We start from the raw sequence: 19,231 nt of genomic DNA on the forward strand, positions 1-19,231 counted from the left end.
GATGTCGTTCGTAAGCCGCTCGGGCGGGCAGGCCCCGGCCGCCGCCGTGGTGGACCCGGGCCTGGCGGAGTCCGTGCAGAAGACGGTGCACCGGCTGGCCCGCCAGTGCCCGCAGGTTCTGCGCCGGCCGGGAACCACGCTGCCCCGAAACGCCGCCTACGACCTGGCGACCGCCCCGGGCGTGCTGAAGGGCGCCGGTTTGTTCTACGGCGCGGCGGTCGTCATCTCCCCGCTGTCGTTCCTGATCATGACCGGGGTCCAGAAGGCGCAGGGCACCGCGCCGGTTTCCGTGGGCACGTTCGTGGCGGTGGCGGTGTGGGTCTACGTCGTGATCGCCCTGCTGGTCGCCGCGATCGAGTGGCGCCTGGTGCTGGTGCCCGGCGGGAAGCGGGCCGTCGCCGAGGACCTCGCCGCCGCGCAGGGCCGGTACCTGATGCTGGGTGAGGACCTGGACGGCACGGACCTGGAGATGGTGCTGCGGGCCCAGGACGCGGTGAACTCGGCGCTGGCCGCGGCCCGGTTCGTGACCGTAGTCGAGGTGCCGAACCGTGGGGCGCTCGCCGCCGGGGTCTGGTCGATGGCCCGGCGCCTGGCCGCCGGCGAGCCGCAGGGCAACGGCTGGGCGATGGTCGTCGCCGTCGAGGAGTATGCCGAGCGTCTCGAAGAGGCTGGCGCCGTCTGGCGGCGGGAGCTGGAGGCCAAGACTTGGCAGCCCGGCACCACGTCGGCGCCGCTGGCCAAGGCCGTCAAGCGGGCCGATGCCGCCGGTGCCCACGCGGTCGCCCTGGCCGCCAACGTCTGACCAGCCCTGCCCACAACGGTGCCCGGCCGCGATGCGGCCGGGCACTCACGTATCCACCCTGCGGCCAGCCGATCACCACCCTGCTGCTGGCCCGAGCGACGGGCACGCTCGGGTCAATCGGGCGCACTGGCCACGATGAGCTGCTTGACCAGGGCCACGGTCTGCGCCGGCGCGAGGGTTCCGTGGTCGGAGCCGACTGCGGCACAGGCCGAGATGAGCAGTTGCAGCAGCGCGGACTGCTGTAGCCGAGCGGGCGCGAGTTGCCACAGTGCGTGCGCCGCGGCCGCGCCCGCGTCCCGGTGCGCGGCGAGGCACTCCAGCACCAGGGCGGTCAGCGGATCCGGCGTCGTACGGGCGACCTGCCGCAGCCGCTCCACCCCGGCATGCTCCGGCAGGCTGTACACCGGCCGGGTGGCCAGGACGCCGAACAGGAATAGCGCGCCTTGCCACAGGTCGTCCTCGCCCCGGCGTGCCAACTCGGCGACGAGCTTCTGTGCCGCGGTGCCGTCTCCGGTGCGGACGCTCTCATCGACCGTACGGTCCACGAGCTCTTCGACCTGCAGCGATTCGGCGTCCATGGCCCGAACCTACGCCGCTGCTGCGACATGCCGGTTCGGCGGCTCGCGGTCAGGCTGTGGCGCCGGGTTCGGACAGGACGACGATGGCAGCGTCCTTGGCCTCGTCGACGGCCTGCGCCAGGGCCCGGCCGGCGGCCGCGGTCTACTCGGCCAGGATGCGGGTGCCCGCGGCAGCAAAGTCGCCAGCGGCAGTACGGGCGAGGAGGTCGAGGACCTGCTCGGCGCGGGCTTCGAACCGCGCGACGGCGGCGAGCTCCTCCAGGCGCCGGTCAGCCTCGACCGCGCCCGTCGCGGACAGCGCACTCCCCCCAATATTGAACACGTTCAAACGTGCTGCCAAGATGGACTCGCTCCGAGGGGAGTCGCCCCGCTGCAGGCAAGCGGCCGGGCATTGTGCTGGACGAGGGGGCCAGGTGGACGAGACAGCAACCGCACATCGACGCGGTAGCAATACGGCCGGAGGATCTGCGCGGCGATCGCGCCGGCTCGCCCGCGCCGTCGTCTGGCCGCTGGTGCTGGCGTCCTGCATCGCGGCGGCCCCGGGCTGCGGGGCCCTCGGAAGCCGTCCCGACGAGGTGCTGATCAACCAGGCCGACCTGCTCGGAACCTGGCACAGGCCCGACGGCGTGACCTTGCGATTCGACCCCGACCATCGCGTTATTGCCAGCGGCCCGGGCCGCTTCTGCCCCAGTGCGCTCGAAGGCACCTGGGAGTTCGAGGTCCGCTACTCCGACTCCTCCGGACACTCGGACAAGACCGCTACCGAGGGCTACGCGATCTTCGTCGACCTGCCCGGGGCGACCGGCCACGACTGCAGCCTCTTTCCGAGCATCTACCGCGACACCGCGGGCTACGCGCTGTGTCTCATCGAGGACCCCGACACGTTCTGCGCGGACAGCGAGCTCCTGCGCAAGACGCCGGCATCCACCGAGCAGAAGGCCCCCGCACCGCGTGCCCCGGCCCGCGCCCACTCCTGACGTGCCGTCCAAGCAACGAGAACTGTGGACTTCACCATGCTGATGATCAACGGTGCGTTCTTCGCCGTACTGCTCGCATCGCCGATGCTGGCCGTGTACGCGTACAGGCGGGTCGAGAGGGCCTTCGAAGTGTCCGTGCTGCGCGGCCTGACGGCCATCCTCGCGCTGGCGGCAGCAGTGCTCTGCTACATCGCGCTGTGGCTATGGCTCGGGATCTTCTCCGTGTAGCCCCGCTGCCGCGAGTAGCGCCTTTCGCCAGCAGCGTGGATACCGAGCGGCCGCGACGCGGCTGAAGAAGGCAGACAGGGCCCCGCGACGCCGCGGGCAGGAGAGGCGGCACCGGCACGACGGTGGCCTGGTCGGCGGCGTGCCGGTCGGCGGCCCACCGAGGACGGTGTCGCTCTTCACCGGCCGCCGGGCACCCTACTGCGCGCGCGGACGCCTGGAAGGGCCCCTATGTTGAGGATGAAATAGGACAAACCGTTCCCGATGCTGTTGTGGAGTCGTCGTCATGAACAAGGGACAGCTGGTCGAGGCGGTGGCCGGGCAGCTCGGCAGCCGCGCCGCTGCGGAGGATGCGGTGGATGCGGTTCTCGACGTCATGGTCCGTGCCGTGGTGGCCGGGGAGCGGGTGCAGGTCACCGGCTTCGGCACGTTGGAGAAGGTGGAGCGCGCCGGCCGCTACGCCCGCAACCCGCAGACCGGGGAGCGCGTGCGGGTCAAGAAGACCAGCGTGGCGCGTTTCCGGCCGGGTCAGGGGTTCAAGGATTTGGTCTCGGGCGCGAAGAAGCTGCCGAAGTCCGGCCCGGCCACGGCGAAGGCCCCCAAGGGCTCGCTCACCGCAGGGAAGAGCGCCGGGGCTGGGCCCGTCCGGAAGCGGACCGCGGCGAAGGCCGCCCCTGTCGCGGCCGGCATCGCCTCGGCGGTCGCGAAAAAGACCTCCGACACCGCCACAAAGACTGCTTCTGCAGCGACGAAGACCGCAGTGGCCGCCGCGAAGACCACCGCGCGGAAGGCCACCGCGGCTGCGAAGAAGTCAACGGCGCCCGCGAAGAAGGCAGCCACCATCGTGAAGAGGACCGCGCCGGGCGCCGCGAAGAAGGGGGCGCCGCCCAAGCGGGCCGCCCGCCGCACCAGCGCGTGAACAGGACGGCCCGAGCCCGTTAGGTATCGGGCCCGGGCCGTCTGTCTACTCGGTCGGTCACGGCCACGCGGATGTGCCCGCTTGCTCAGCGGCCGGTCCGGCCGCTCGCACCGTGGCAGTGCCGTGGTTCTTCCAGGTGGTGGCGCAGGACTTCGGCAAGCACATAGGGGCGAGGGCGCTTGACGGTTCCGTGGTCGCGGTCGCGGGTCTCGGGCTGGGCTCGGACGGCGGTGAGCACGGTGGGGCAGAGATCTGCGGTGCGCGTGCCCGTGTAGGGGGCGAGCGCAGCGGCGTGCGAGTCGGTCCGGCCGGGTGCGAGGTCGACGGCCCAGGCGTGCCACAGGCGGGCGTCGCGCAGGTCGCCGCGGGCGGCGGTCCACAGGTGCATGCACCAGGCGGCCTGCTGGGTGCCGGCGCCTGCGGCGAGTTGCCACCAGGTGCGGCCGGCGTCGGGGAACGCGAATGTCGCCCGGTCCGCGTCCTCACGGCAGGTGTGCAGCGCAGTCAGGTGGAGCAGGCAGGCGTGGACGAGCGCGCCGGCCGGGTCGATCAGGGGGTGGTTGGCCAGGCCGGCGAGGTGGACGGGGGCGGTGTCGTGGTTGACGACCAGCAGGCACAGTTCTTCGAGTTCGGCCGCTGCGCGGGCGGGGCGCAGCGCCGGTCGGATGCGGCCGGCCCGCGGGGTCGCGGGGTTGAGGAGGAGCCGGTCGATGGCCTGGCGGTAGTCGTAGACGCTTTCTGCGCGGCTGTTTGGGGTGATCTCGGCGGAGGCGAGCAGGCCGCGGTCGGGTGGAGGTGTGGTGGGGGTTGCATGCCGTCGCTGACGACAGGGGGCCATGGGCTGAGGTCGGGGTCGGCGAGTTGTTCCGTGCCGGGGTCAGTCACTGGTCCTCCGATCCGATGGCGGCGATTTCGTCGGGGTCGATGCCCAGGGTGCGGGCGAGGCGGCGGCGGGCGTCGCGGCGCAGGCTGTGGACGGTGGCGGTGGTGACGCTCATCATCCAGGCGGTGTGGCGCGGGGTGCAGCCGATGACGTAGGTGAGGACGACAGCGTCGAACTGCCGCTCTGGCAGGTTCGCGATCGCGCTGTACAGGCCGATGCGCTCCTCCATGAGTTCGAAGGTGTTCCGGGCGTCCTGCCGGACCCGGGCGAAGGCCGCGGTGTCGACGAAGCAGCTGCTGCCGCCGCGGGCGTCGAGGTGGTCGTCGAGGATCTCCTTGAACACGGCCCAGATGTAGGCGTCGACGCTGGGCTGTTCCAGCGCGAGGTCCCAGCACGTCGCCAGCTCGTAGAACAGCTCGTCGACGACCCGCACCGCGTGCTCTCGAGTGCCGAGGTGGGGCTCGGCGTATTGGACGAACTGCTCACAGCGGGCTGCGAACAGGGCGAGGAACTCACCGGGCAGCCGGTCAGGCAAAGGGCAGGCGCTCGCCTGCGGGAGCGCGGCCGACCGGGGCAGGTGGAAGAGCTGCTCGGGCAGGCGTTCTGCCGGATCACCCGTGTGGTCAAACATCTGCGCCGCCCGCGGCCGAGGTGGTGCTGCCGCTCATGGATGGTGGTCCCTCCCGGCCCGCCGCCGACAGCCCGGGTGGGCTGCGCTCGGTGCGGCTGGCTCGATCCATGTCCAGCCAACCCGGCGGGGGCCCGAATTCTGCACGTCCGTCAGATAGTGATCGTTATGGGTTGCCTCGGTCCGGTCCTGACCGGCCGTGGGTCGCGCGGGGGCTCAGGTGCTGGCCCAGCCCTCGCTGTCGTGAGCTCCCTGACGAAGGCCGTTGCCGCCGCCCCGAGGGTCACGGAGAAGTCGGCATCACCTCAGCGGGCTACCAGCTGTACCGGCTGGTGAACGGGACGGCCCGGGCCTGGTCATGAGTACGGGCCCGGGCCGTTCAGTGTGGTCGCTGCGACGGTGTGTTCACCCGTTCAGGGGGTTGGTGATGCCGAGCGATTGGTCGAGGTGCACGTCAGTGGCTGGTGATGTTCTGTCCGGTCAGGGCTTGGGCGATCTGCCAATGCTGCCCGCTGTTGGCGCCCTTCACCAGCACCCGGTCGCCCAGTCGCAGGATCGATTCGAGGTAGGCGGTGGCGGTGGGGTTGTCCGCGCAGATCGCGACCTCGGGCACGCCTGCGGCGCCGGCGGCGAGGGCGAGCTGCTTGGCGAGGTCTCCGCCGATGGCGAGGAGGACGTCGATGCCGTGTTCGGCGGCGTCCTGGCCGACGGCGCGGTGGCCCTCGACTGCGTCGTCGCCGAGCTCGCGCATCTCGCCGAGCACGGCGATCAGCCGGCTCCCGGTCGCCTTGGCCCCGATGTGCAGGGCGATGCCGCGGTGGGAGGCGAAGGTGTCGAAGACGTCCTCGGGCAGGTTGGCGGTGACGGCCTCGGGGGTGTGGCCGGACGGATTGCGGAAGGCCACGGTGCCGTCGTGGTGGCCGGTGACCAGGACCAGGTGGCCGCCGCGGCCGGGCGCGGGACGGTCGGGGCGGCGGATCTCCTTGTGCACCGAGGTGATCACCAGGTGGCCGGCGTCGAGTTCGGCGCGGAGCCTGTCCGGCGTCAGGTTAGTGATCACTTCGGCGGGCAGCTGGTGGACCTCGGCGGCGTAGTCGGCGAACTGCCGGTAGAACAGTCCGCCGACGGTGCCGTCCTCGCGCTCCTGGTAGGCGTCGAACTTCAGCGCTCCCTGCAGCAGCTCCCACAGCGTCGGGGCGTGGCCGTCGCGGGCGAACAGCGCCATGCGCAGGCACGCCATGCCGCACCAGCGGCCGGCCCAGTGCGCGTACGCCTCGCGGTCCGGCGCCCCGGAGTCGGCCCAGTTCGGGTCGTCGCCCTTCGGACGGCCCTCATAGGCGAAGGCGGCGATCAGGTCGGGCGAGGCGTACTGCGTGACGATCGGGATCGGGTGGCGCTGCGGCGACTCAGGCATGGGCGGCCTCTCTGCGGTGCGGCAAGGCGGTCATCAGCTGGTGGAACGAACCTATGCCGACGGACCCGCCGGAGATGACGACACCGACCGGTCCGGGCGGCAGGTCGAGCTGCTCGGCGGCGGCCAGTGCGACCGCGCCGGACGGCTCTGCGACCACCTTGAGGTGCTGGAACGCGGCCGCCATGGCGCGGATGATCTGAGCGTCCGTCACCGTGATGACGTCGTCGAGCATCACCCGGTTGACTTCCCACGGCAGCGCGGCCGGGCAGGTGTGGCGCAGGCCGTCGGCGATGGTGTCCGGAACGGAGGCCAGCGAGGTGAGCGCACCGGCCCGCAGCGAAGCGGCGGTGTCGCCCGCGGCCTCCGGCTCGACTCCGATGACCTTGATGGCGGGGTCGATGTGCTTGGCGGCGACGGCGGTGCCGGCCGCGAGGCCTCCGCCGCCGACGGGGACCAGGACCGCGGTGAGGCCGGGCGCCTGCTGGAGCAGTTCCAGGGCAACGGTGCCCGCACCGGCCATCACGTCCCGGTGGCCGGCGGACGGGATCACGGTGTAGCCGTGCCGGTCGGCCAGGTCGGCGACCAGGGCGTCCCGGTCGTCGCGTTCGCGGTGGTGGGTGACGACGGTGGCGCCGAGCGCCCGCGCGCCCTCCAGCTTCTGCCGGGGGGCGTCGTGCGGGACCACGACGGTCACCGGGGCGCCGAGCAGCTGGCCGGCGAGGGCTAGGGCCTGGGCGTGGTTGCCGGAGGACGCCCCGATCACGCCGTGGCGGCGGCTTGCGGGGGTGAGGGCGGCGAGTGCGTTGTAGGCGCCGCGGAACTTGAACGACCCGGTGTGCTGCAGTGCCTCCACCTTCACCGTGACCGGCCGGCCCGCGGCATGGTCCAGCACCGGGTTGGCGATGGCGGGGGTGAGGACGGCGATGTTCTGCAGGCGGCGCTGGGCCTCGTACACATCTGCCGCGGCCAGCGGCAGGCCCGCGGGGCTCACGGCCGGTACCCGGGGCGGTGGGCGGCTGCGAGGATGAGGCCGATGAGGTCGTCGTAGCCGATGCCGGCGGCGTGCGCCATGGTGGCGAGGTTCCCGTGCGGGGACAGGCCGGGCAGGGTGTTGACCTCCAGCCAGAACACCTCGCCGCTCTCGGTGACGATGAAGTCCGAGCGGGAGTGGCCGTGGCAGTCCAGTGCCCGGTGGGCGTCCAGGGCGGCCTGCTGGACGGCCGCGGTGACGGACGGCGACAGGGCGGCCGGGCAGCAGTAGCGGTGACCGTTCGGGTCGCGCTTGGCGGTGTAGTCGTAGAACTCGGCGCTGGTCGGCAGGGTCTCCAGCGGCGGCAGCGCACTCAGCTCGCCGTCGCGGGTGATCACGCCGCAGGTGACGGCGGTGCCGGAGCTGAACGGTTCGATCAGCCAGTCACCGCCGCTGGCGAGGACGGCGGCGAGCTCGACCGGGTCGCGGAAGACCAGCACGCCGATCGAGCCGCCCTCGGACGGCGGCTTGATGATCACCGGCAGGCCCAGGCGGGCGACGGCGTCCTTCGCCGCGGCCTCAGGGTCGTCACCGCCTCGGACCAGCAGGTGGGGCAGCACCGGGACGCCGGCCGCCTGCACGACGCTCTTCGCGGTCGGCTTGTGCATGCCGACCGCGGACGCCATCACCCCCGATCCGGTGTACGGGACGCCCAGGCTGTCGAGCAGGCCCTGCAGCTTGCCGTCCTCGGCCCACTGCCCGGCAATCGCCAAGAACGCCACGTCCGCCGTGCGGACGTGCTCGGCGAAGTGCTCGTCGGCGGGGTCGAGGACGACGTGCGGCACGCCCTGGCGGACCAGAGACTCGCGGACGGACCGGCCGGAGAGCAGGGACCGGTCCCGCTCCCCGGAGCGGCCGCCGGTGACGACGGCGATCGTCTGGGTGGAAGACATGGTGATCGTCCTTCGCTGGTGGAGGGTGGATGAGTGGTGCCGGTCAGCGGCCGGGGTACGGCAGCTGGGGCGGTCCCGGCGGCGGGGCGGCTCCGGTGGCGGAGACATGGCTGATCCCCTTTCGGCGGAAGGTGGTGTTCTGATCCCGCGCGGCGACTGCCGCGCGGGGCTGGGGTGTCCGGCCCAACCGGGTTGGACAGGTAGTGCTCTCGGCCTGGTGACAGGACCAGCCGGACGGGGACAGAGCAGCAGGAGCGCCGTGCGAAACCGGTGCCGTTGTCGGCCCCGCACGGCGCTGTGGGTGCAACTGCCCGCGCGGGGGTTCGGGGCTGCGCACCCTCCGCCCGGGCGGCCGGCCCGCGGAAGGGCCGGGGCTGCCGGGCGGGGTTCTCAGATGGCCGCAAACAGTCCGCGCGGTTCGGCGGCGGGCGACACGGTACTGGTTCCGGTCGGCCGGGCGGGCGGGGCGGCAGCGGCCAGTTCGGCGCGCAGCCGCTTGCCGTACACGGTCGGCACCACCTCCCACCGGCCGCGGGTGAGGTGCTCGACCAGCAGGGCAAGGCCGCGGCCGACAGTGGCCCGGTCGTCGGCGAACCGGGACGCCTGGCCCTCGCCCATCCGCCGGCCGGTGTCGTGGACCTCGACGGCCAGCCGGGCGTCGTCCGGCGACCAGGTGAGGACGACCAGCACCCGGCCGGGGGCGTGCAGGTGGGCGTTGGTGACCGCCTCGGAGGTGATGAGCAGCAGCGCGTCCAGGCGCTCCCCGTCGACACCCCATTCGGTCGCGATGGCGTGGGCGGCGCGGCGGGCGGTGGGCACCGCGACGGGGTGGGTGGCGTCGACGGCGAAGCGGCGCAGCAGCAGGCGGGTCGGAATGGTGGTCATGGCCGGGCGGCCTTTCTGGGGTCGCTGCCGTCGCCGCCCACTGGCTGCTGGGGCCAGCCGGCGGCGATGTCAGCGAGTTCGCGGCGCCGCAGCACCTGGGCGGGTGTGTGCCGGGCGGTCGTGGCCGGGCGCGGCACCCGGGCGGTGGGTGCGGGCCTGCGCTGGTCTGCGGCAGCGAGGAACTGGCCGCGGTCGCGGAGCAGGGCGGCGAGGCGGTCGAAGGCGGCGGTGTGCTGGGCGGGCAGGGCGGCCGGGTCGTCGTGGAGCATCGCCCGGCTCCAGGTGACCACGCCGCTCGCCCTGCGCTCGGACAGGGCCGCGGTGACGGTCCGCCAGCCGCGGCGCTGCTCCAGCGGCTCGGTGGGGTCGGTGTCGACGGCCGTCAGGGCGACGGTCCACTCGCGGGCCCAGGCGTAGCGGCGGGCGTGGCCGGCGAGCAGCTCGGCCGAGGCGGTGTCGTCGGCGCAGATGTAGAGGGCGATGGGCACCCGGCCGGTGCGGCGGTTCATCATTCCCCTACTGTCGCGGCCCAACTACCCGCAGTGAAGGCATGGTTGGTGGGAGCGGGCGAAGTTGTGGACGGGCGGGCGCCCCTCGGCGGCGGGCCTACCGGCAGCGGCACGGCCCGCACTCCTACCGGCGGTGGGAGTCGGGGCCGCCGTGGACGGGCTGGCTGTGCCCCAACGTCGGACGGCCGCGGGGCGGGGAGACTACGGGGGCGGACGGCTGCGGGGCGGACGGCTGCGGGGCGGACGGCTGCGGGGCGGACGGCTGCGGGGCGGACGGCTGCAGGTCGGAGGGCTGCGGGTAGGTGGTCAGCGGGTGCCGAGGGTCACTCCGCCGCGGGCGGCGATCCGGTTGACCCGCGGGCCCGGCACCGCAGCCGCCATGCGTTCGACGACCGCGCCAAACAGCGCCTGGTGCGCCACCCAGTTCGGCGCCATGCCGCACACCTTCTCCAGCGCGCTGCCGGCGGCCTCCCACTGCCGGGTCTCGGTACGGGTGAGGGCCACGTCCAGGTGGAACCGGGCGCGGGTCGCCAACGGCAGCGCCGCATCGAGGCGCACCGTGTCGATCAGGCGCACCGCCCGGCCGACGTCGCCGAGCGCGATCGCCACCGACAGCGCCTGCGTCGCCGCGTACGACGGGCCGAAGGGCTGGTTGTGGCCGCCGCGGGCGTGCTCGCTCCCGATCCGGGCCGCGACCGCGTGGGCCTGGCTCAGGTAGTCCCGCGCCGCCTCGGCCGCCCCGCCGCCACGGGAGGCGGCAACCGCCGCGTTCGTCACCAGCTGCCCGTAGACGCTGAGCCGGTCCGGGTCACGGTCCGACATCCGCGGCTCGATCGCCCCCGCGTACCGCTCCGCGACGGCCACGCCCTTGCCGGTGTGCCCGTCCCGCAGGTAGATCCACGACAGCGACGCCGCCAGGTGTGCGGTGCGCAGGTCGTCCCCGGCCTGCTCGGCGACCTGCCGGCCGTAGGTGATCGCCGCGTACCCCAGGTCCCGGGCGCCGAGCACGTTCGCCAGCACCGCCGCCGTCTGGTAGCCGTCCGCGAGCACGCCGGCCGCCCGCTCCCGCTCCGCCCCGCAGGCGGCGTCGTAGGCCGCCCGGGCCTGCGGCAGCAGGACGGACAGGGCGGCGCCGACCTCGGTGTAGCGGCCCGACCAGAACGCCGCATCCGCACGGCGCCCCTGCGCCGCAAGGTCCTCCACCGGGTCCGGCTCGCCCTCGGCGGCCAGCCCCATCGCGCTGTCGTGCACCGCCGCCGACACCGCGCGCAGTGCCGCACGCTCGCCGAGCTCCATGCCCTGGGTCGGCTCCTGCTGGCCCGTCACCACCGCCACGTCCGTGCCCAGCGCGACCGCCACGCGCAGCAGCGAGCGCACCGACAGATCGCCGCGGCCCTGCTCGACCTTCTGGATCGTCTTGACCGACAGCTCCGCGGCCGCCGCCAGTTCCTCCTGCGTCATCGAGCCGCCGCGCAGCGCCTTGATCCGGGCACCCGTGGTGCGCCTGGCCCACTCCGTCATGACCGTCTCCGTCCGCCCGCAGCGATCCCGACCCCTGGGACGGTACTCCACGTACCCGCTCGGACACGAGACGGCACCGCACAACAGGAAGGAAGTTGACGAACCGTCGGACCGAAGGACTCCGGTGCTGGGGCGGCCGGTCAGGCCGCGACCGCGGCCGCGCTCACGCCTAGGAGCTGCTCCAGCCGGGCGACCGTCTGCTGCTCGTCCTCGGCCAGCACGGTGGTGATCCCGAGCGCCTCGGCGGGCGGCAGGTTCACCGGGTGGTCGTCCACGAAGACACATGCCTCGCCGGGCAGGCCCATCCGCTCCAGCACGATCCGATAGATCGCCGGATCCGGCTTCGCCACCCGCTCGCGCTCCGAGATCACCGCGACGTCGAACAGCTCCCACACCCCGGCCGCCGCATACGGGTCGTACGGGTCCAGGCCGAAGGAGTTCGACAACAGCGCCACCGTGTAGCCCGCCGCCCGCGCCGCCCGCGCCAGCCGGATCATCCCCTCAGCCGGGCGCACCCCCGCCCACACCCGGCCCATCAGGTTCTCCGCCTCCACCCCCAGGATCGCCGCCGTACCGGCGTTCCACTCCGCCTGCCCGATCGCCCCGCACTCGAGAGCGGCATACAGCCGACGGCCCTCAGGGTGGTGGTTCAGCGCACTGCGCCACGCCTCCGCCTCCAGGCCCTGCTGCACGCACCACTGCCGGTGTGTCTCCAGCACACCCGTCGTCAGCACACCCGCGAAGTCCAGGATCAGCCCCCGGAACGCCGTCCCCGGCCCCATCCCACCAGCCACGCCACGCCCCTCTCGTTGCCCGTCGCTCCAGACCGTACCCGCCACCGACACTCCGATCGGCGGCTGCGCCGCGAGGACCATGCCACCGGGACGACTTGCTTCCAGATGTCGGCGCTGCGATCACCGTCCGTCCGGGTCAGCAATCGCGAGCGCCGAAGTGGCGAGGGAGCCGTTAGATCTCCGTAGCTGCGCCGACTGTCCTGCCGCGCGGTCCGGGGTTTACATAGTGGTAGCAACATTGGAGGTACCCGCGATGCTGAGTCTCTCTATGAAGGTGCTGGCGGTGAGTGCGGCAGGATTTTTGGCGGGTCTTGGCTTTGTCGCCTGCGGCTCGCAGGGCGAAGTCGGCGGGGCCAACACGGGACAATCGGCACCTGCATCATCGCCAAGGTCGGTTGTCTCGACTCCCGCGTCCGCACAAGCCTCGCCGGTGCCCACCCAGAGCTCGCCGACTGGAGGCGGAGAAGGCGACGTACAGCTTCTGAGCTGCACTGTAACCGACGATCCATTCGGGACGGGCTATCACAGCGGAAACTTCGTGGCAGTTGCCGATCTATCAGTGACGAACCATTCAAGCAAGGTCTCCGACTATTCCATCACTGTTGAAATCGTTGACCGTGCAGGGAACCGGCTCGACACCACGTATTCCTTCGTCAGCAGACTGGCTCCCGGACAGAGCCAGAACGACGGGGACGAGGATGCGAAAGGGATCAAGTCGATCGGTGAAGGCGCACAACCAACGTGCCGAATCCTCTCTGTCGATCGAATCGCGAGTTCGGTCTGATATGCCGCACGAGCAGATTCCACCGAGATGACCATGGCCGCCGCCTGCGGTCCAGTACGTCCCAAGTGAAGTGCCGGAGGCCGCTGCCCCCTGGGTAGCGGCCCCAACGTGCAGGTTGTCAGACGGAGAAGTCGGCCCAGGCGAGGCCGGTGAGGGTGACGTCGAGGCCGCGGGCGCGGCGGCCGCCGTCCTGGAAGTAGGCGCGGCCGAGGCCTTCGGCGATGATCTGTTCCTGTTCCTGCCGGCTGGCGCCGCGGTCGCGGGCGGCGAACAGGTCGCGGGCGACGCTGCCGGGCAGCCGCTGGGTGATGATCCGCTCCCGGGGGTCGTCGGTGCTCAGACCGGCGGACTTGAAGCCGAAGGAGGCCATGACCTCGACGGTGAAGCCGCGGGCCTCCGCGGCCTCCCGGACGCGCTGCCGCACGCGGGGCTGCCAGCGTTCGCGCACCGCGTCCTCGACCTTGCGGGCGTTCTCCTTGCCGATGCCGCCGCCGGTGCGCCAGCGCTCCACCGAGCGGATGGAGACATCGAGCGCGGCGGCGACGGCCCTGGTGGTCTTGTACTGCCGGACGAGGAAGTTCACCTGGCCGGGGAGGGTCTTGGGGATGGGCTGGGTCTGCAGGGCGCGTTCCAGCCCGCGGTCGATGGCGTCCATGTCTGGCTACTCCCCCTCGGCGACGGCGTCGCCGCCCTTGATGTGCCGGCCCGGGTTGGTGTCCTCGGCGATCAGTTCCAGGGCCCAGTCCATGGTCTGGGTGCCCTCGTGCTTGCACAGGCCCGGCGAGATCCCGAGCCGCCACACCGAAGTCAGCGCCCCGTCGCTTCCGCGCAGCAGGTCCAGGGCGGACGGGCCCGGCGACGGGTAGACGGTGCAGTCCGAGAGGATCGCGAGCGGGAACCGGCCGGTGGCCTGCGCGAATCGGCGGATCTTGCGGTGCTGGTTGACGGTGGCGGTGTCGATGATCAAAGCGCGGTTCAGCGGGTCCCAGGTCGGGCGCTCCAGGGCCGGCCAGCGCTGGCCGGGCCGGTAGGAGGCGCCGCGGGGGCGTTCGCGGAGCTTGCCGACGCCGCCCTTCGCGGTCGCCTTGATGGCGGCGAGGATGGCGAGCTCGACGGGGTCGCCGTGCTCCTGCAGGCCGGCCATCGCCGCCAGGAACGCCTCGGGGTCCTGCTGGCCGAGGTTCAGCGGGATGCCGAGCCGTTCCATGGTGGTGAGGTAGGCGGCGCGCAGGTGCTTGTGCCAAGGGTCGAGCCACGGACCGGACTCGTGCCGCAGCCAGCCCTCCGTGGGCCGGGGGTCGAGGCCGAGTTCGCGGGCGTAGGCGACCTTGGCGGTGGTGTACCAGGCCGGTCCGGTCGGCGGCAGGCCGTCCGGGGTGAACGGGTTCGGCAGCCGCGGATCCAACTCGGCGGTGGAGAAGTCGCACTTCCAGCTGCCGGGGATCTTCGGGTCGAAGACTGGGTTGAGCTCGTGCACCGGCTCCGACAGCGCCATCGTCAGCCGGCCCGCGGCGGCGAGGAACGCGGTGTTGATGTCCAGGCCCACCACGTGCGGCAGGGCACGCTCACCGTCGCCGATCGCCTCGATGGGGCGGATCCAGTCCCACGCCTCGGTGACCAGCACATCGGCGGGGTCGCGGTCCTGCGCGACCGGGTGCTCTCCTGGGGCCTCCGGCGGCGCCGGATCGAACACCCGCGAGCGCGAGCCCTCCACCGGGCCCGAGGTCCAGCCCTTCTCGGTGCGCACCGCGCGGGTCGGCGGGCGCAGCGCCTCCATCAACGAGAGGCCGGTGACGGCGGTGGAGCCGCGGGGAGTCATGACGCGTTCGGCGTAGCCGCCAAGGAGCGCCGCGAGGGCAGGAGCGTCCAGGCCTTGGGGGATGGTCCAGCCGGCGGAGGTGAGGGCGGCCCAGGCGGGGATGCAGTACTGGACGCAACTCCGCTTGGCTCCGTCCGGGGTGCGGTAGACGCGGGCCCAGGGGCCGAAGCCGCGCTGGGTGAGCTGCCAGCCGGCCTTGGTCAGGGCCTTGACGGTCTTGTGGGTCTCGGGGAGGCGGCCGAGGCGGCGCTCGAACTGGCCGGGTTCGGTGCCCATCGGCGGCAGGCCGAGCAGGGTGGCTGCGTCGTCGGTGAGGACGATCAGCGGGTCGCCGTCCTTGCCGTGCTTGTGCAGCCGCGACTCGCCCAGACCGGCCGTGAGCGTCCACTCGGTGAGCTCCGGCAGCGTCATCACGGCAGGGACGTCGAAAACGCGGCCGTCGACCAGGTGCGCGACCAAGCCGCGCCCGGACGGCGCCGGGTCGACAACGGCAAGCGGCCCGTTGGGGAACTTCTCGGCCGCCGCGGCCCGGACGTCGTCCACCGGGGCGGCAGCGCGGGCCGGTGCCTTCCGCGCCGGGCGGGCACCGGGACGCGACGCGGCGGCCGGGCGGGCCGGGCGGGCCGACCGGGTAGGTGCAGCAGGGGGCGCGGGCCGGTGCGGAGCTGCGGGGGCGGCAGTGGGCGCGGCGGCAGATGCGGGGGCCGCGCCGTGGGCGGCCGTGGGCGCCGGTGCCGGGACGGCGCCGGTCGGTGCGGGGGCCTGCACACAGAAGCCGCCGCCCACATGCACGGGCCGGCCGGCGGCACGGAAGATGCTGGGGCGCCCGCACCAGATACAGGGCTGCGGCTCACCGGTGACGAGGTCACCCGACGGCACCCGGTCCATCTCGACCGGGCCGGCCGGCGGCACCGGGGCGGCCGGCGACGGGGCTGCGGACGGGCTGTGCGCGGGCGCCGGGGGCTGAGCCGGGGCGGCCCCGGGTGGGGCCGGGGGCAGCAGACGGGCCGCCATGCCCTCCAGGAGTTTGGCGTAGGCGGCGCGGGCCTCGCCCTGCGGGTCGCGCTGGCCGGATTCCCACGCGGTGAACGTGGCGGGGCTGACGCGCAGGGCCTTCGCGGTCTCGGCCTTGGTCAGCCCGTACTCGGTACGCAGCCACTCGCGTTCGGCGGGTTCGGGCAGGGTGACGGCGCGGCGCGGGCCGGCGCCGAGGAGCGCGTCGATCGCGTCCGGGGTGTCGGTCATCGGTCAGTTCTCCGCGGTGCGGGCCGGCAGCGGTGCCCGGCCGGGGTCGGCGTCGAGGAAGGTGCGCAGCGCTGCGCCGGTCATGATCCGGGCGGGGTTGCGGCCGGGCGGCAGCGGGAGGCGCTCGCCGAGGGCCCAGCGGAAGCGTTCGGCGGGTGCGAGGTCGAAGGCGTACTTGCCGCCGGCCTGCGGGTCGGGTTCGGCGGCGCGGATCTCGAACGCGCCGACGCAGACGCCGCCGTCGACGAACGCGAGGAGGAAGTCGCCGTGGTCGGCGATGGTCTGCTCGCCGAAGCGCCACCAGCGGGACGCGGCCTCCAGGACCGTCTCACCGCCCTTGAGTGCCTGCCGGACGTCCACTGCGAGCACGAGACCCTCCCCAAGCCAGGACATGGTAAGCCGAACGATGCAATCGTAACGCAGATCAGGGCTGTTTATCAACTCATAAAGTCCAACGGAGCTGCAAAAGAGTACGTTTGACGGCCAGTCACGGGGACGCGCTCGCACGGGACGCCGACGGCAGCCGTGCCCGGAAACGCGGCAGGCCCGGCACCTGGGGTGCCGGGCCTGCCGGGATTGGTAGCGGGGACAGGATTTGAACCTGCGACCTCTGGGTTATGAGCCCAGCGAGCTACCGAGCTGCTCCACCCCGCGTCGGTGAGCACGACTGTACGGCACCGCACCTGAGCATGGGAAATGCATTCCGGTGCGACGCCGCAGGCCCGCGCCGCCCACCGGCCGACCGGGTGAACACGGACTCCAGGCCGCAACCGGGCCGCGCACCGGGCGGTTGCTTCCGTGTTCCCCGCTCCCGGCTGCTACGAGGAGACGATCGTCATGGGCTCCATCTTCAGGACCGCTGCGGCGGCTTCGGCCACGGCCCTGCTGCTGGCCCTGGCCGCACCGGCCGCCTCGGCGGCAGAGGACCGGCACATGCACCGCGGCACCGACGGCTGCTTCTCCTGGTCCTGGCGCGACGACTGGAACTGGAAGGCCCGGGTGTACTACCACAACCGGTGCAAGGACACCCGGCTGTTCAACGTCGCGTGGCGGGCCAGTGCCTACAAGAGAACGGTGGTCAAGGTGCCGGGCGGCGCCAAGGGCAGCACCGAGCAGATGAGCGACCCCAGCAGTATCTGGGACGGCGGCCGCGCCTGATCCCAGGGTTTGGGCGGCCGGCCATTCTCCGGGATGGAGTGCCGGTCGGGTGGATCGCGTGGTAGTGGGGACTGCCTGGCCTCAAGTGCGGCCGCTGCTTGCGGCGGGGTGCAGGCCGGGGGATCCGTCCGGCCTGCACCCCGCGGGCGGGGCGGCAGAGTGCCCAGCTGGTGTGACCGTACGACCCGGCCCCTGCAGCGCCCGGAAGGCGCGCGGCCTGGAAACGACAAAGGGCCCGGCACCGTGGGGTTCGGTGCCGGGCCCTGGGCCGGAGTGGGTGCGGGTGTCGGGACGAGCAGGCGTTCGGTCACGGTCGGATGCCCTCGGGTCGGCGTTCCGGCCCCGTCCGCGCGGCTGGGGCAGCCTCCGGCCGGCTCGTGGGTGGTGCGAGGGTGTCAGTGCGGGCAGTCGGTCGGAGCGCCGGAGTGGCCGGTCGGCGTCGGGCGGTGCTCCAGGCCTGTGACGATGAAGGTCACCCACCAGGCGAGCAGGCAGGCGACGGCGAGCGCCACCGTCACCTTCTCGACGGTGACGACGGATTCTCCATCATGGACGGACACGGGTTCTCCTTGGTCGGTGTGTTTGGCGCCGGTCGGTGCAAGCCGGCCGACGGGTGGCGGTGCCAGTCCGGTCGGGTGCTCAGGGGCAGATGCTGGCGGGGCTGTTCGGGTCGATGGGCCGGGCGCCGGCGGCGAGGGCGAGCTGGTCCGGGTCCGGGTCGTGGTCGTTGTCCTGGACGGTCGCTCGGGCGCGGGCCTCGGCGTGGGCGGTGTTGTTGCAGCCGCAGTCCAGCCGCCCGTCCGGCAGCCGGTGCCAGCCGTGGTTCTCGACGGCGTCGCCAGCGGCGGCGTCGGGGCCGGCGTGGTGGGGGACGAACTCGTCCTCCGGTGCCTCGCCGCACACCGAGCAGCGGGCGGTCCAGCACAGCGACGGGACGGCCGCGCCCGCGCCCGGACGGGCCGCGCCCTCGCGCCGCCAGGCGTAGCCGTGGGTCAGGACCAGGGCGTGGCCGGCGGGCTGGAGCGGGGCGTGGTCGTCGAGGTCGGCGGCGAGGGCGTTGTGCTCGGCGGCGGCCATCAGCGCGGTGGCGAGGTCCGGCATCGGCAGCAGAGTGTCGGGGCCGGTGAGCCACAGCTCCCAGGGCCGGTCGGGGGTGCCGGGGCGCAGCCGCCGGTCCCGGTCGGCGGTGAAGAGGCCGCGGCGGGCGGCCGGGACGATGGCGGGGCTGGTGGTCATCTGCGGTGTCTCCTTGGACGGTTCGGCCCCGGTCCGCTGGGGTGCGGGCCGGGGCCGGGTTGGTGGTGGGTGGTCAGGTGCGGTGAGCAGCGGGGCAGTCCCGGGGGGCGGCCGCCGTCAGGGTGGTCGGTTACAGCTGGCCGGCGGCGTGGGCCTCGGCCTCCTGGTCGATGTCGTGGTCGTCGTCGTCCTGGCCGGTGTCACCGGTGGTGGTCTTGGTGGGGAGGAGTTCGGCGATGGCGAGGTCCTGGCCGATGGCCGCCCACGGGTCGCCGGTTTCGTCGAGGTCGGCCGGCTGCTTCTCGGCGTGGTCGAGGAGCACGACCAGGTCGCCGATGCTGTGGACCGGTGTCGGCTGCCCGCCGTCCTGGACGAGCAGGTAGCTGCGTGAGCTGTAGCCGTCGCGGTCGCTGGGACGCGGGACGGAGAGCAGGTGGGCGGTGGCGGTGATCTCGCACGTCGCGGTGCCGTCTGCGGCCCCCGCCCAGTTCTCGGGCTTGGTGAGGGAACCGCGGCCGTAGTCGAGCCGGACCGCGCCGGAGGCGGCGCGCTGCGCGGCGTCGGCGATCAGATCCGCGGAGAGCTGTTCGGGCGTCGGGGCCGGCACGGCATCGCGGACCAGGCCGTGGTGCTCGGCCGCGAAGCGGCGGCGCAGCGGGGCGAGGACGCGGTAGGTGGTCCGGTCGGCGATGAGGGCGGCCAGGGTGCCGGCGGCGAGGGCCGCGGTGATGCGGGTCTCGGCCGGGCGGGGGTGGAGCGCGCGGTAGATGGTGAGGCCGGTGGCGGCCGCGGCGGTCACGATGGCGGCGGAGTCGGTGGTGTCGAGGGCGGCGCGGATCGCGCGGGTGCGCAGGGCGTTGGTCATAGGGGGTGTCCTCCGTGGCGGGAGTGCGGGGGTTCGGCCGGGCGGCGGGGCGCTCCGGTACGCCGC

Annotated in this window: 23 protein-coding genes and 1 tRNA gene; 6 read left to right on the plus strand and 18 right to left on the minus strand. The window is 73.1% G+C overall.

Annotation, left to right across the window (positions count from 1 at the left end):
* On the plus strand, positions 1 to 802 hold an 802-nt coding region (locus tag AB0O09_RS13680; RefSeq protein ID WP_363541786.1), incomplete at its 5' end, for a hypothetical protein.
* A 113-nt stretch (positions 803 to 915) separates the two neighbouring features.
* Here the strand turns inward: AB0O09_RS13680 and AB0O09_RS13685 are convergent.
* Together AB0O09_RS13685 and AB0O09_RS13690 are read right to left on the minus strand one after the other, a co-directional pair.
* Positions 916 to 1,380, minus strand: a complete 465-nt coding sequence (locus AB0O09_RS13685; protein ID WP_363541787.1) for a hypothetical protein — start codon at positions 1,378 to 1,380, stop codon at positions 916 to 918.
* Positions 1,381 to 1,522: 142 nt separating this feature from the next.
* Positions 1,523 to 1,720, minus strand: coding sequence for a hypothetical protein (locus AB0O09_RS13690; protein WP_363541788.1), 198 nt, complete (start codon positions 1,718 to 1,720; stop codon positions 1,523 to 1,525).
* 73 nt (positions 1,721 to 1,793) lie between these two features.
* Here AB0O09_RS13690 and AB0O09_RS13695 point away from each other — a divergent pair, with 73 nt between their 5' ends.
* The 3 genes from AB0O09_RS13695 to AB0O09_RS13705 all read left to right on the plus strand — a co-directional run bounded on the left by AB0O09_RS13695 (position 1,794) and on the right by AB0O09_RS13705 (position 3,501).
* Positions 1,794 to 2,357 (plus strand): hypothetical protein, encoded by a 564-nt coding sequence (locus AB0O09_RS13695; protein WP_363541789.1) that lies wholly within the window; start codon positions 1,794 to 1,796, stop codon positions 2,355 to 2,357.
* 24 nt (positions 2,358 to 2,381) lie between these two features.
* Complete coding sequence (locus tag AB0O09_RS13700) at positions 2,382 to 2,585, plus strand: hypothetical protein (RefSeq protein ID WP_363541790.1); 204 nt, start codon at positions 2,382 to 2,384, stop codon at positions 2,583 to 2,585.
* Positions 2,586 to 2,868: 283 nt separating this feature from the next.
* Positions 2,869 to 3,501: an HU family DNA-binding protein gene (locus tag AB0O09_RS13705; RefSeq protein WP_363541791.1), complete on the plus strand. Its 633-nt coding sequence runs from the start codon at positions 2,869 to 2,871 to the stop codon at positions 3,499 to 3,501.
* A gap of 85 nt (positions 3,502 to 3,586) precedes the next feature.
* Here the strand turns inward: AB0O09_RS13705 and AB0O09_RS13710 are convergent, their stop codons facing one another.
* The 9 genes from AB0O09_RS13710 to AB0O09_RS13750 form a co-directional block, all read right to left on the minus strand.
* A complete protein-coding gene (locus AB0O09_RS13710; RefSeq protein WP_363541792.1) occupies positions 3,587 to 4,339 on the minus strand; it encodes a hypothetical protein in 753 nt (250 codons plus the stop codon).
* A 43-nt stretch (positions 4,340 to 4,382) separates the two neighbouring features.
* On the minus strand, positions 4,383 to 5,015 hold the full coding sequence (locus tag AB0O09_RS13715) for a sigma-70 family RNA polymerase sigma factor (RefSeq protein WP_363541793.1): 633 nt from the start codon (positions 5,013 to 5,015) through the stop codon (positions 4,383 to 4,385).
* 451 nt (positions 5,016 to 5,466) lie between these two features.
* Entirely contained in the window at positions 5,467 to 6,426 is a 960-nt protein-coding gene (locus tag AB0O09_RS13720) for a C39 family peptidase (protein ID WP_363541794.1), read from the minus strand.
* The gene (locus AB0O09_RS13725) at positions 6,419 to 7,417 is read right to left on the minus strand and encodes a threonine/serine dehydratase (RefSeq protein ID WP_363541795.1); all 999 of its coding nucleotides are present in this window, start codon (positions 7,415 to 7,417) and stop codon (positions 6,419 to 6,421) included. The genes AB0O09_RS13720 and AB0O09_RS13725 overlap by 8 nt, the downstream gene beginning before the upstream one ends.
* Positions 7,414 to 8,349 carry a D-alanine--D-alanine ligase gene (locus tag AB0O09_RS13730; protein ID WP_363541797.1) on the minus strand — a complete coding sequence of 312 codons (936 nt, stop codon included), beginning with the start codon at positions 8,347 to 8,349 and terminating at the stop codon, positions 7,414 to 7,416. The genes AB0O09_RS13725 and AB0O09_RS13730 overlap by 4 nt, the downstream gene beginning before the upstream one ends.
* A gap of 390 nt (positions 8,350 to 8,739) precedes the next feature.
* The gene (locus AB0O09_RS13735; RefSeq protein ID WP_363541798.1) at positions 8,740 to 9,234 is read right to left on the minus strand and encodes an ATP-binding protein; all 495 of its coding nucleotides are present in this window, start codon (positions 9,232 to 9,234) and stop codon (positions 8,740 to 8,742) included.
* On the minus strand, positions 9,231 to 9,746 hold the full coding sequence (locus AB0O09_RS13740) for a hypothetical protein (RefSeq protein WP_363541799.1): 516 nt from the start codon (positions 9,744 to 9,746) through the stop codon (positions 9,231 to 9,233). The genes AB0O09_RS13735 and AB0O09_RS13740 overlap by 4 nt, the downstream gene beginning before the upstream one ends.
* Positions 9,747 to 10,049: 303 nt before the next feature.
* A complete protein-coding gene (locus tag AB0O09_RS13745; protein ID WP_363541800.1) occupies positions 10,050 to 11,264 on the minus strand; it encodes a helix-turn-helix transcriptional regulator in 1,215 nt (404 codons plus the stop codon).
* A gap of 140 nt (positions 11,265 to 11,404) precedes the next feature.
* Positions 11,405 to 12,046, minus strand: coding sequence for an HAD-IA family hydrolase (locus AB0O09_RS13750; RefSeq protein WP_363541972.1), 642 nt, complete (start codon positions 12,044 to 12,046; stop codon positions 11,405 to 11,407).
* A gap of 280 nt (positions 12,047 to 12,326) precedes the next feature.
* On the opposite strand from AB0O09_RS13750, the gene AB0O09_RS13755 reads away from it, so the two are divergent.
* Positions 12,327 to 12,842: a hypothetical protein gene (locus AB0O09_RS13755; RefSeq protein WP_363541801.1), complete on the plus strand. Its 516-nt coding sequence runs from the start codon at positions 12,327 to 12,329 to the stop codon at positions 12,840 to 12,842.
* A 118-nt stretch (positions 12,843 to 12,960) separates the two neighbouring features.
* Here AB0O09_RS13755 and AB0O09_RS13760 read toward each other — a convergent pair whose 3' ends face one another.
* From AB0O09_RS13760 to AB0O09_RS13775, 4 genes are all read right to left on the minus strand, one after another.
* The gene (locus AB0O09_RS13760; RefSeq protein WP_363541802.1) at positions 12,961 to 13,497 is read right to left on the minus strand and encodes an XRE family transcriptional regulator; all 537 of its coding nucleotides are present in this window, start codon (positions 13,495 to 13,497) and stop codon (positions 12,961 to 12,963) included.
* Positions 13,498 to 13,503: 6 nt separating this feature from the next.
* Positions 13,504 to 15,906: a helix-turn-helix transcriptional regulator gene (locus AB0O09_RS13765; RefSeq protein WP_363541803.1), complete on the minus strand. Its 2,403-nt coding sequence runs from the start codon at positions 15,904 to 15,906 to the stop codon at positions 13,504 to 13,506.
* 3 nt (positions 15,907 to 15,909) lie between these two features.
* Positions 15,910 to 16,275 (minus strand): hypothetical protein, encoded by a 366-nt coding sequence (locus tag AB0O09_RS13770; protein WP_363541804.1) that lies wholly within the window; start codon positions 16,273 to 16,275, stop codon positions 15,910 to 15,912.
* 208 nt (positions 16,276 to 16,483) lie between these two features.
* A tRNA-Met gene (locus tag AB0O09_RS13775) sits at positions 16,484 to 16,560 on the minus strand.
* A gap of 144 nt (positions 16,561 to 16,704) precedes the next feature.
* Here AB0O09_RS13775 and AB0O09_RS13780 point away from each other — a divergent pair.
* Positions 16,705 to 17,064: a hypothetical protein gene (locus AB0O09_RS13780; protein ID WP_363541805.1), complete on the plus strand. Its 360-nt coding sequence runs from the start codon at positions 16,705 to 16,707 to the stop codon at positions 17,062 to 17,064.
* Positions 17,065 to 17,459: 395 nt separating this feature from the next.
* Here AB0O09_RS13780 and AB0O09_RS13785 read toward each other — a convergent pair whose 3' ends face one another.
* The 3 genes from AB0O09_RS13785 to AB0O09_RS13795 all read right to left on the minus strand — a co-directional run bounded on the left by AB0O09_RS13785 (position 17,460) and on the right by AB0O09_RS13795 (position 19,165).
* On the minus strand, positions 17,460 to 17,624 hold the full coding sequence (locus tag AB0O09_RS13785; protein ID WP_363541806.1) for a hypothetical protein: 165 nt from the start codon (positions 17,622 to 17,624) through the stop codon (positions 17,460 to 17,462).
* A 79-nt stretch (positions 17,625 to 17,703) separates the two neighbouring features.
* Positions 17,704 to 18,300, minus strand: a complete 597-nt coding sequence (locus AB0O09_RS13790) for a hypothetical protein (RefSeq protein WP_363541807.1) — start codon at positions 18,298 to 18,300, stop codon at positions 17,704 to 17,706.
* A 130-nt stretch (positions 18,301 to 18,430) separates the two neighbouring features.
* On the minus strand, positions 18,431 to 19,165 hold the full coding sequence (locus tag AB0O09_RS13795; protein ID WP_363541808.1) for a hypothetical protein: 735 nt from the start codon (positions 19,163 to 19,165) through the stop codon (positions 18,431 to 18,433).
* Between the last annotated feature and the right edge of the window lie 66 nt (positions 19,166 to 19,231).

This window comes from Kitasatospora sp. NPDC093679, assembly GCF_040683455.1.
In the GTDB taxonomy this organism is placed as follows: domain Bacteria; phylum Actinomycetota; class Actinomycetes; order Streptomycetales; family Streptomycetaceae; genus Kitasatospora; species Kitasatospora arboriphila.

What these genes read in the sequence shown, in the direction of transcription:
- AB0O09_RS13760 (WP_363541802.1), bottom strand. Translation starts at nt 13,497, where the DNA reads ATGGACGCCATCGACCGCGGGCTGGAACGCGCCCTGCAGACCCAGCCC.
- AB0O09_RS13710 (WP_363541792.1), bottom strand. Translation starts at nt 4,339, where the DNA reads ATGGCCCCCTGTCGTCAGCGACGGCATGCAACCCCCACCACACCTCCA.
- AB0O09_RS13745 (WP_363541800.1), bottom strand. Translation starts at nt 11,264, where the DNA reads ATGACGGAGTGGGCCAGGCGCACCACGGGTGCCCGGATCAAGGCGCTG.
- AB0O09_RS13705 (WP_363541791.1), top strand. Translation starts at nt 2,869, where the DNA reads ATGAACAAGGGACAGCTGGTCGAGGCGGTGGCCGGGCAGCTCGGCAGC.
- AB0O09_RS13765 (WP_363541803.1), bottom strand. Translation starts at nt 15,906, where the DNA reads ATGACCGACACCCCGGACGCGATCGACGCGCTCCTCGGCGCCGGCCCG.
- AB0O09_RS13795 (WP_363541808.1), bottom strand. Translation starts at nt 19,165, where the DNA reads ATGACCAACGCCCTGCGCACCCGCGCGATCCGCGCCGCCCTCGACACC.
- AB0O09_RS13740 (WP_363541799.1), bottom strand. Translation starts at nt 9,746, where the DNA reads ATGATGAACCGCCGCACCGGCCGGGTGCCCATCGCCCTCTACATCTGC.
- AB0O09_RS13715 (WP_363541793.1), bottom strand. Translation starts at nt 5,015, where the DNA reads ATGTTTGACCACACGGGTGATCCGGCAGAACGCCTGCCCGAGCAGCTC.
- AB0O09_RS13685 (WP_363541787.1), bottom strand. Translation starts at nt 1,380, where the DNA reads ATGGACGCCGAATCGCTGCAGGTCGAAGAGCTCGTGGACCGTACGGTC.
- AB0O09_RS13735 (WP_363541798.1), bottom strand. Translation starts at nt 9,234, where the DNA reads ATGACCACCATTCCGACCCGCCTGCTGCTGCGCCGCTTCGCCGTCGAC.
- AB0O09_RS13720 (WP_363541794.1), bottom strand. Translation starts at nt 6,426, where the DNA reads ATGCCTGAGTCGCCGCAGCGCCACCCGATCCCGATCGTCACGCAGTAC.
- AB0O09_RS13790 (WP_363541807.1), bottom strand. Translation starts at nt 18,300, where the DNA reads ATGACCACCAGCCCCGCCATCGTCCCGGCCGCCCGCCGCGGCCTCTTC.
- AB0O09_RS13755 (WP_363541801.1), top strand. Translation starts at nt 12,327, where the DNA reads ATGAAGGTGCTGGCGGTGAGTGCGGCAGGATTTTTGGCGGGTCTTGGC.
- AB0O09_RS13730 (WP_363541797.1), bottom strand. Translation starts at nt 8,349, where the DNA reads ATGTCTTCCACCCAGACGATCGCCGTCGTCACCGGCGGCCGCTCCGGG.
- AB0O09_RS13750 (WP_363541972.1), bottom strand. Translation starts at nt 12,046, where the DNA reads ATGGGGCCGGGGACGGCGTTCCGGGGGCTGATCCTGGACTTCGCGGGT.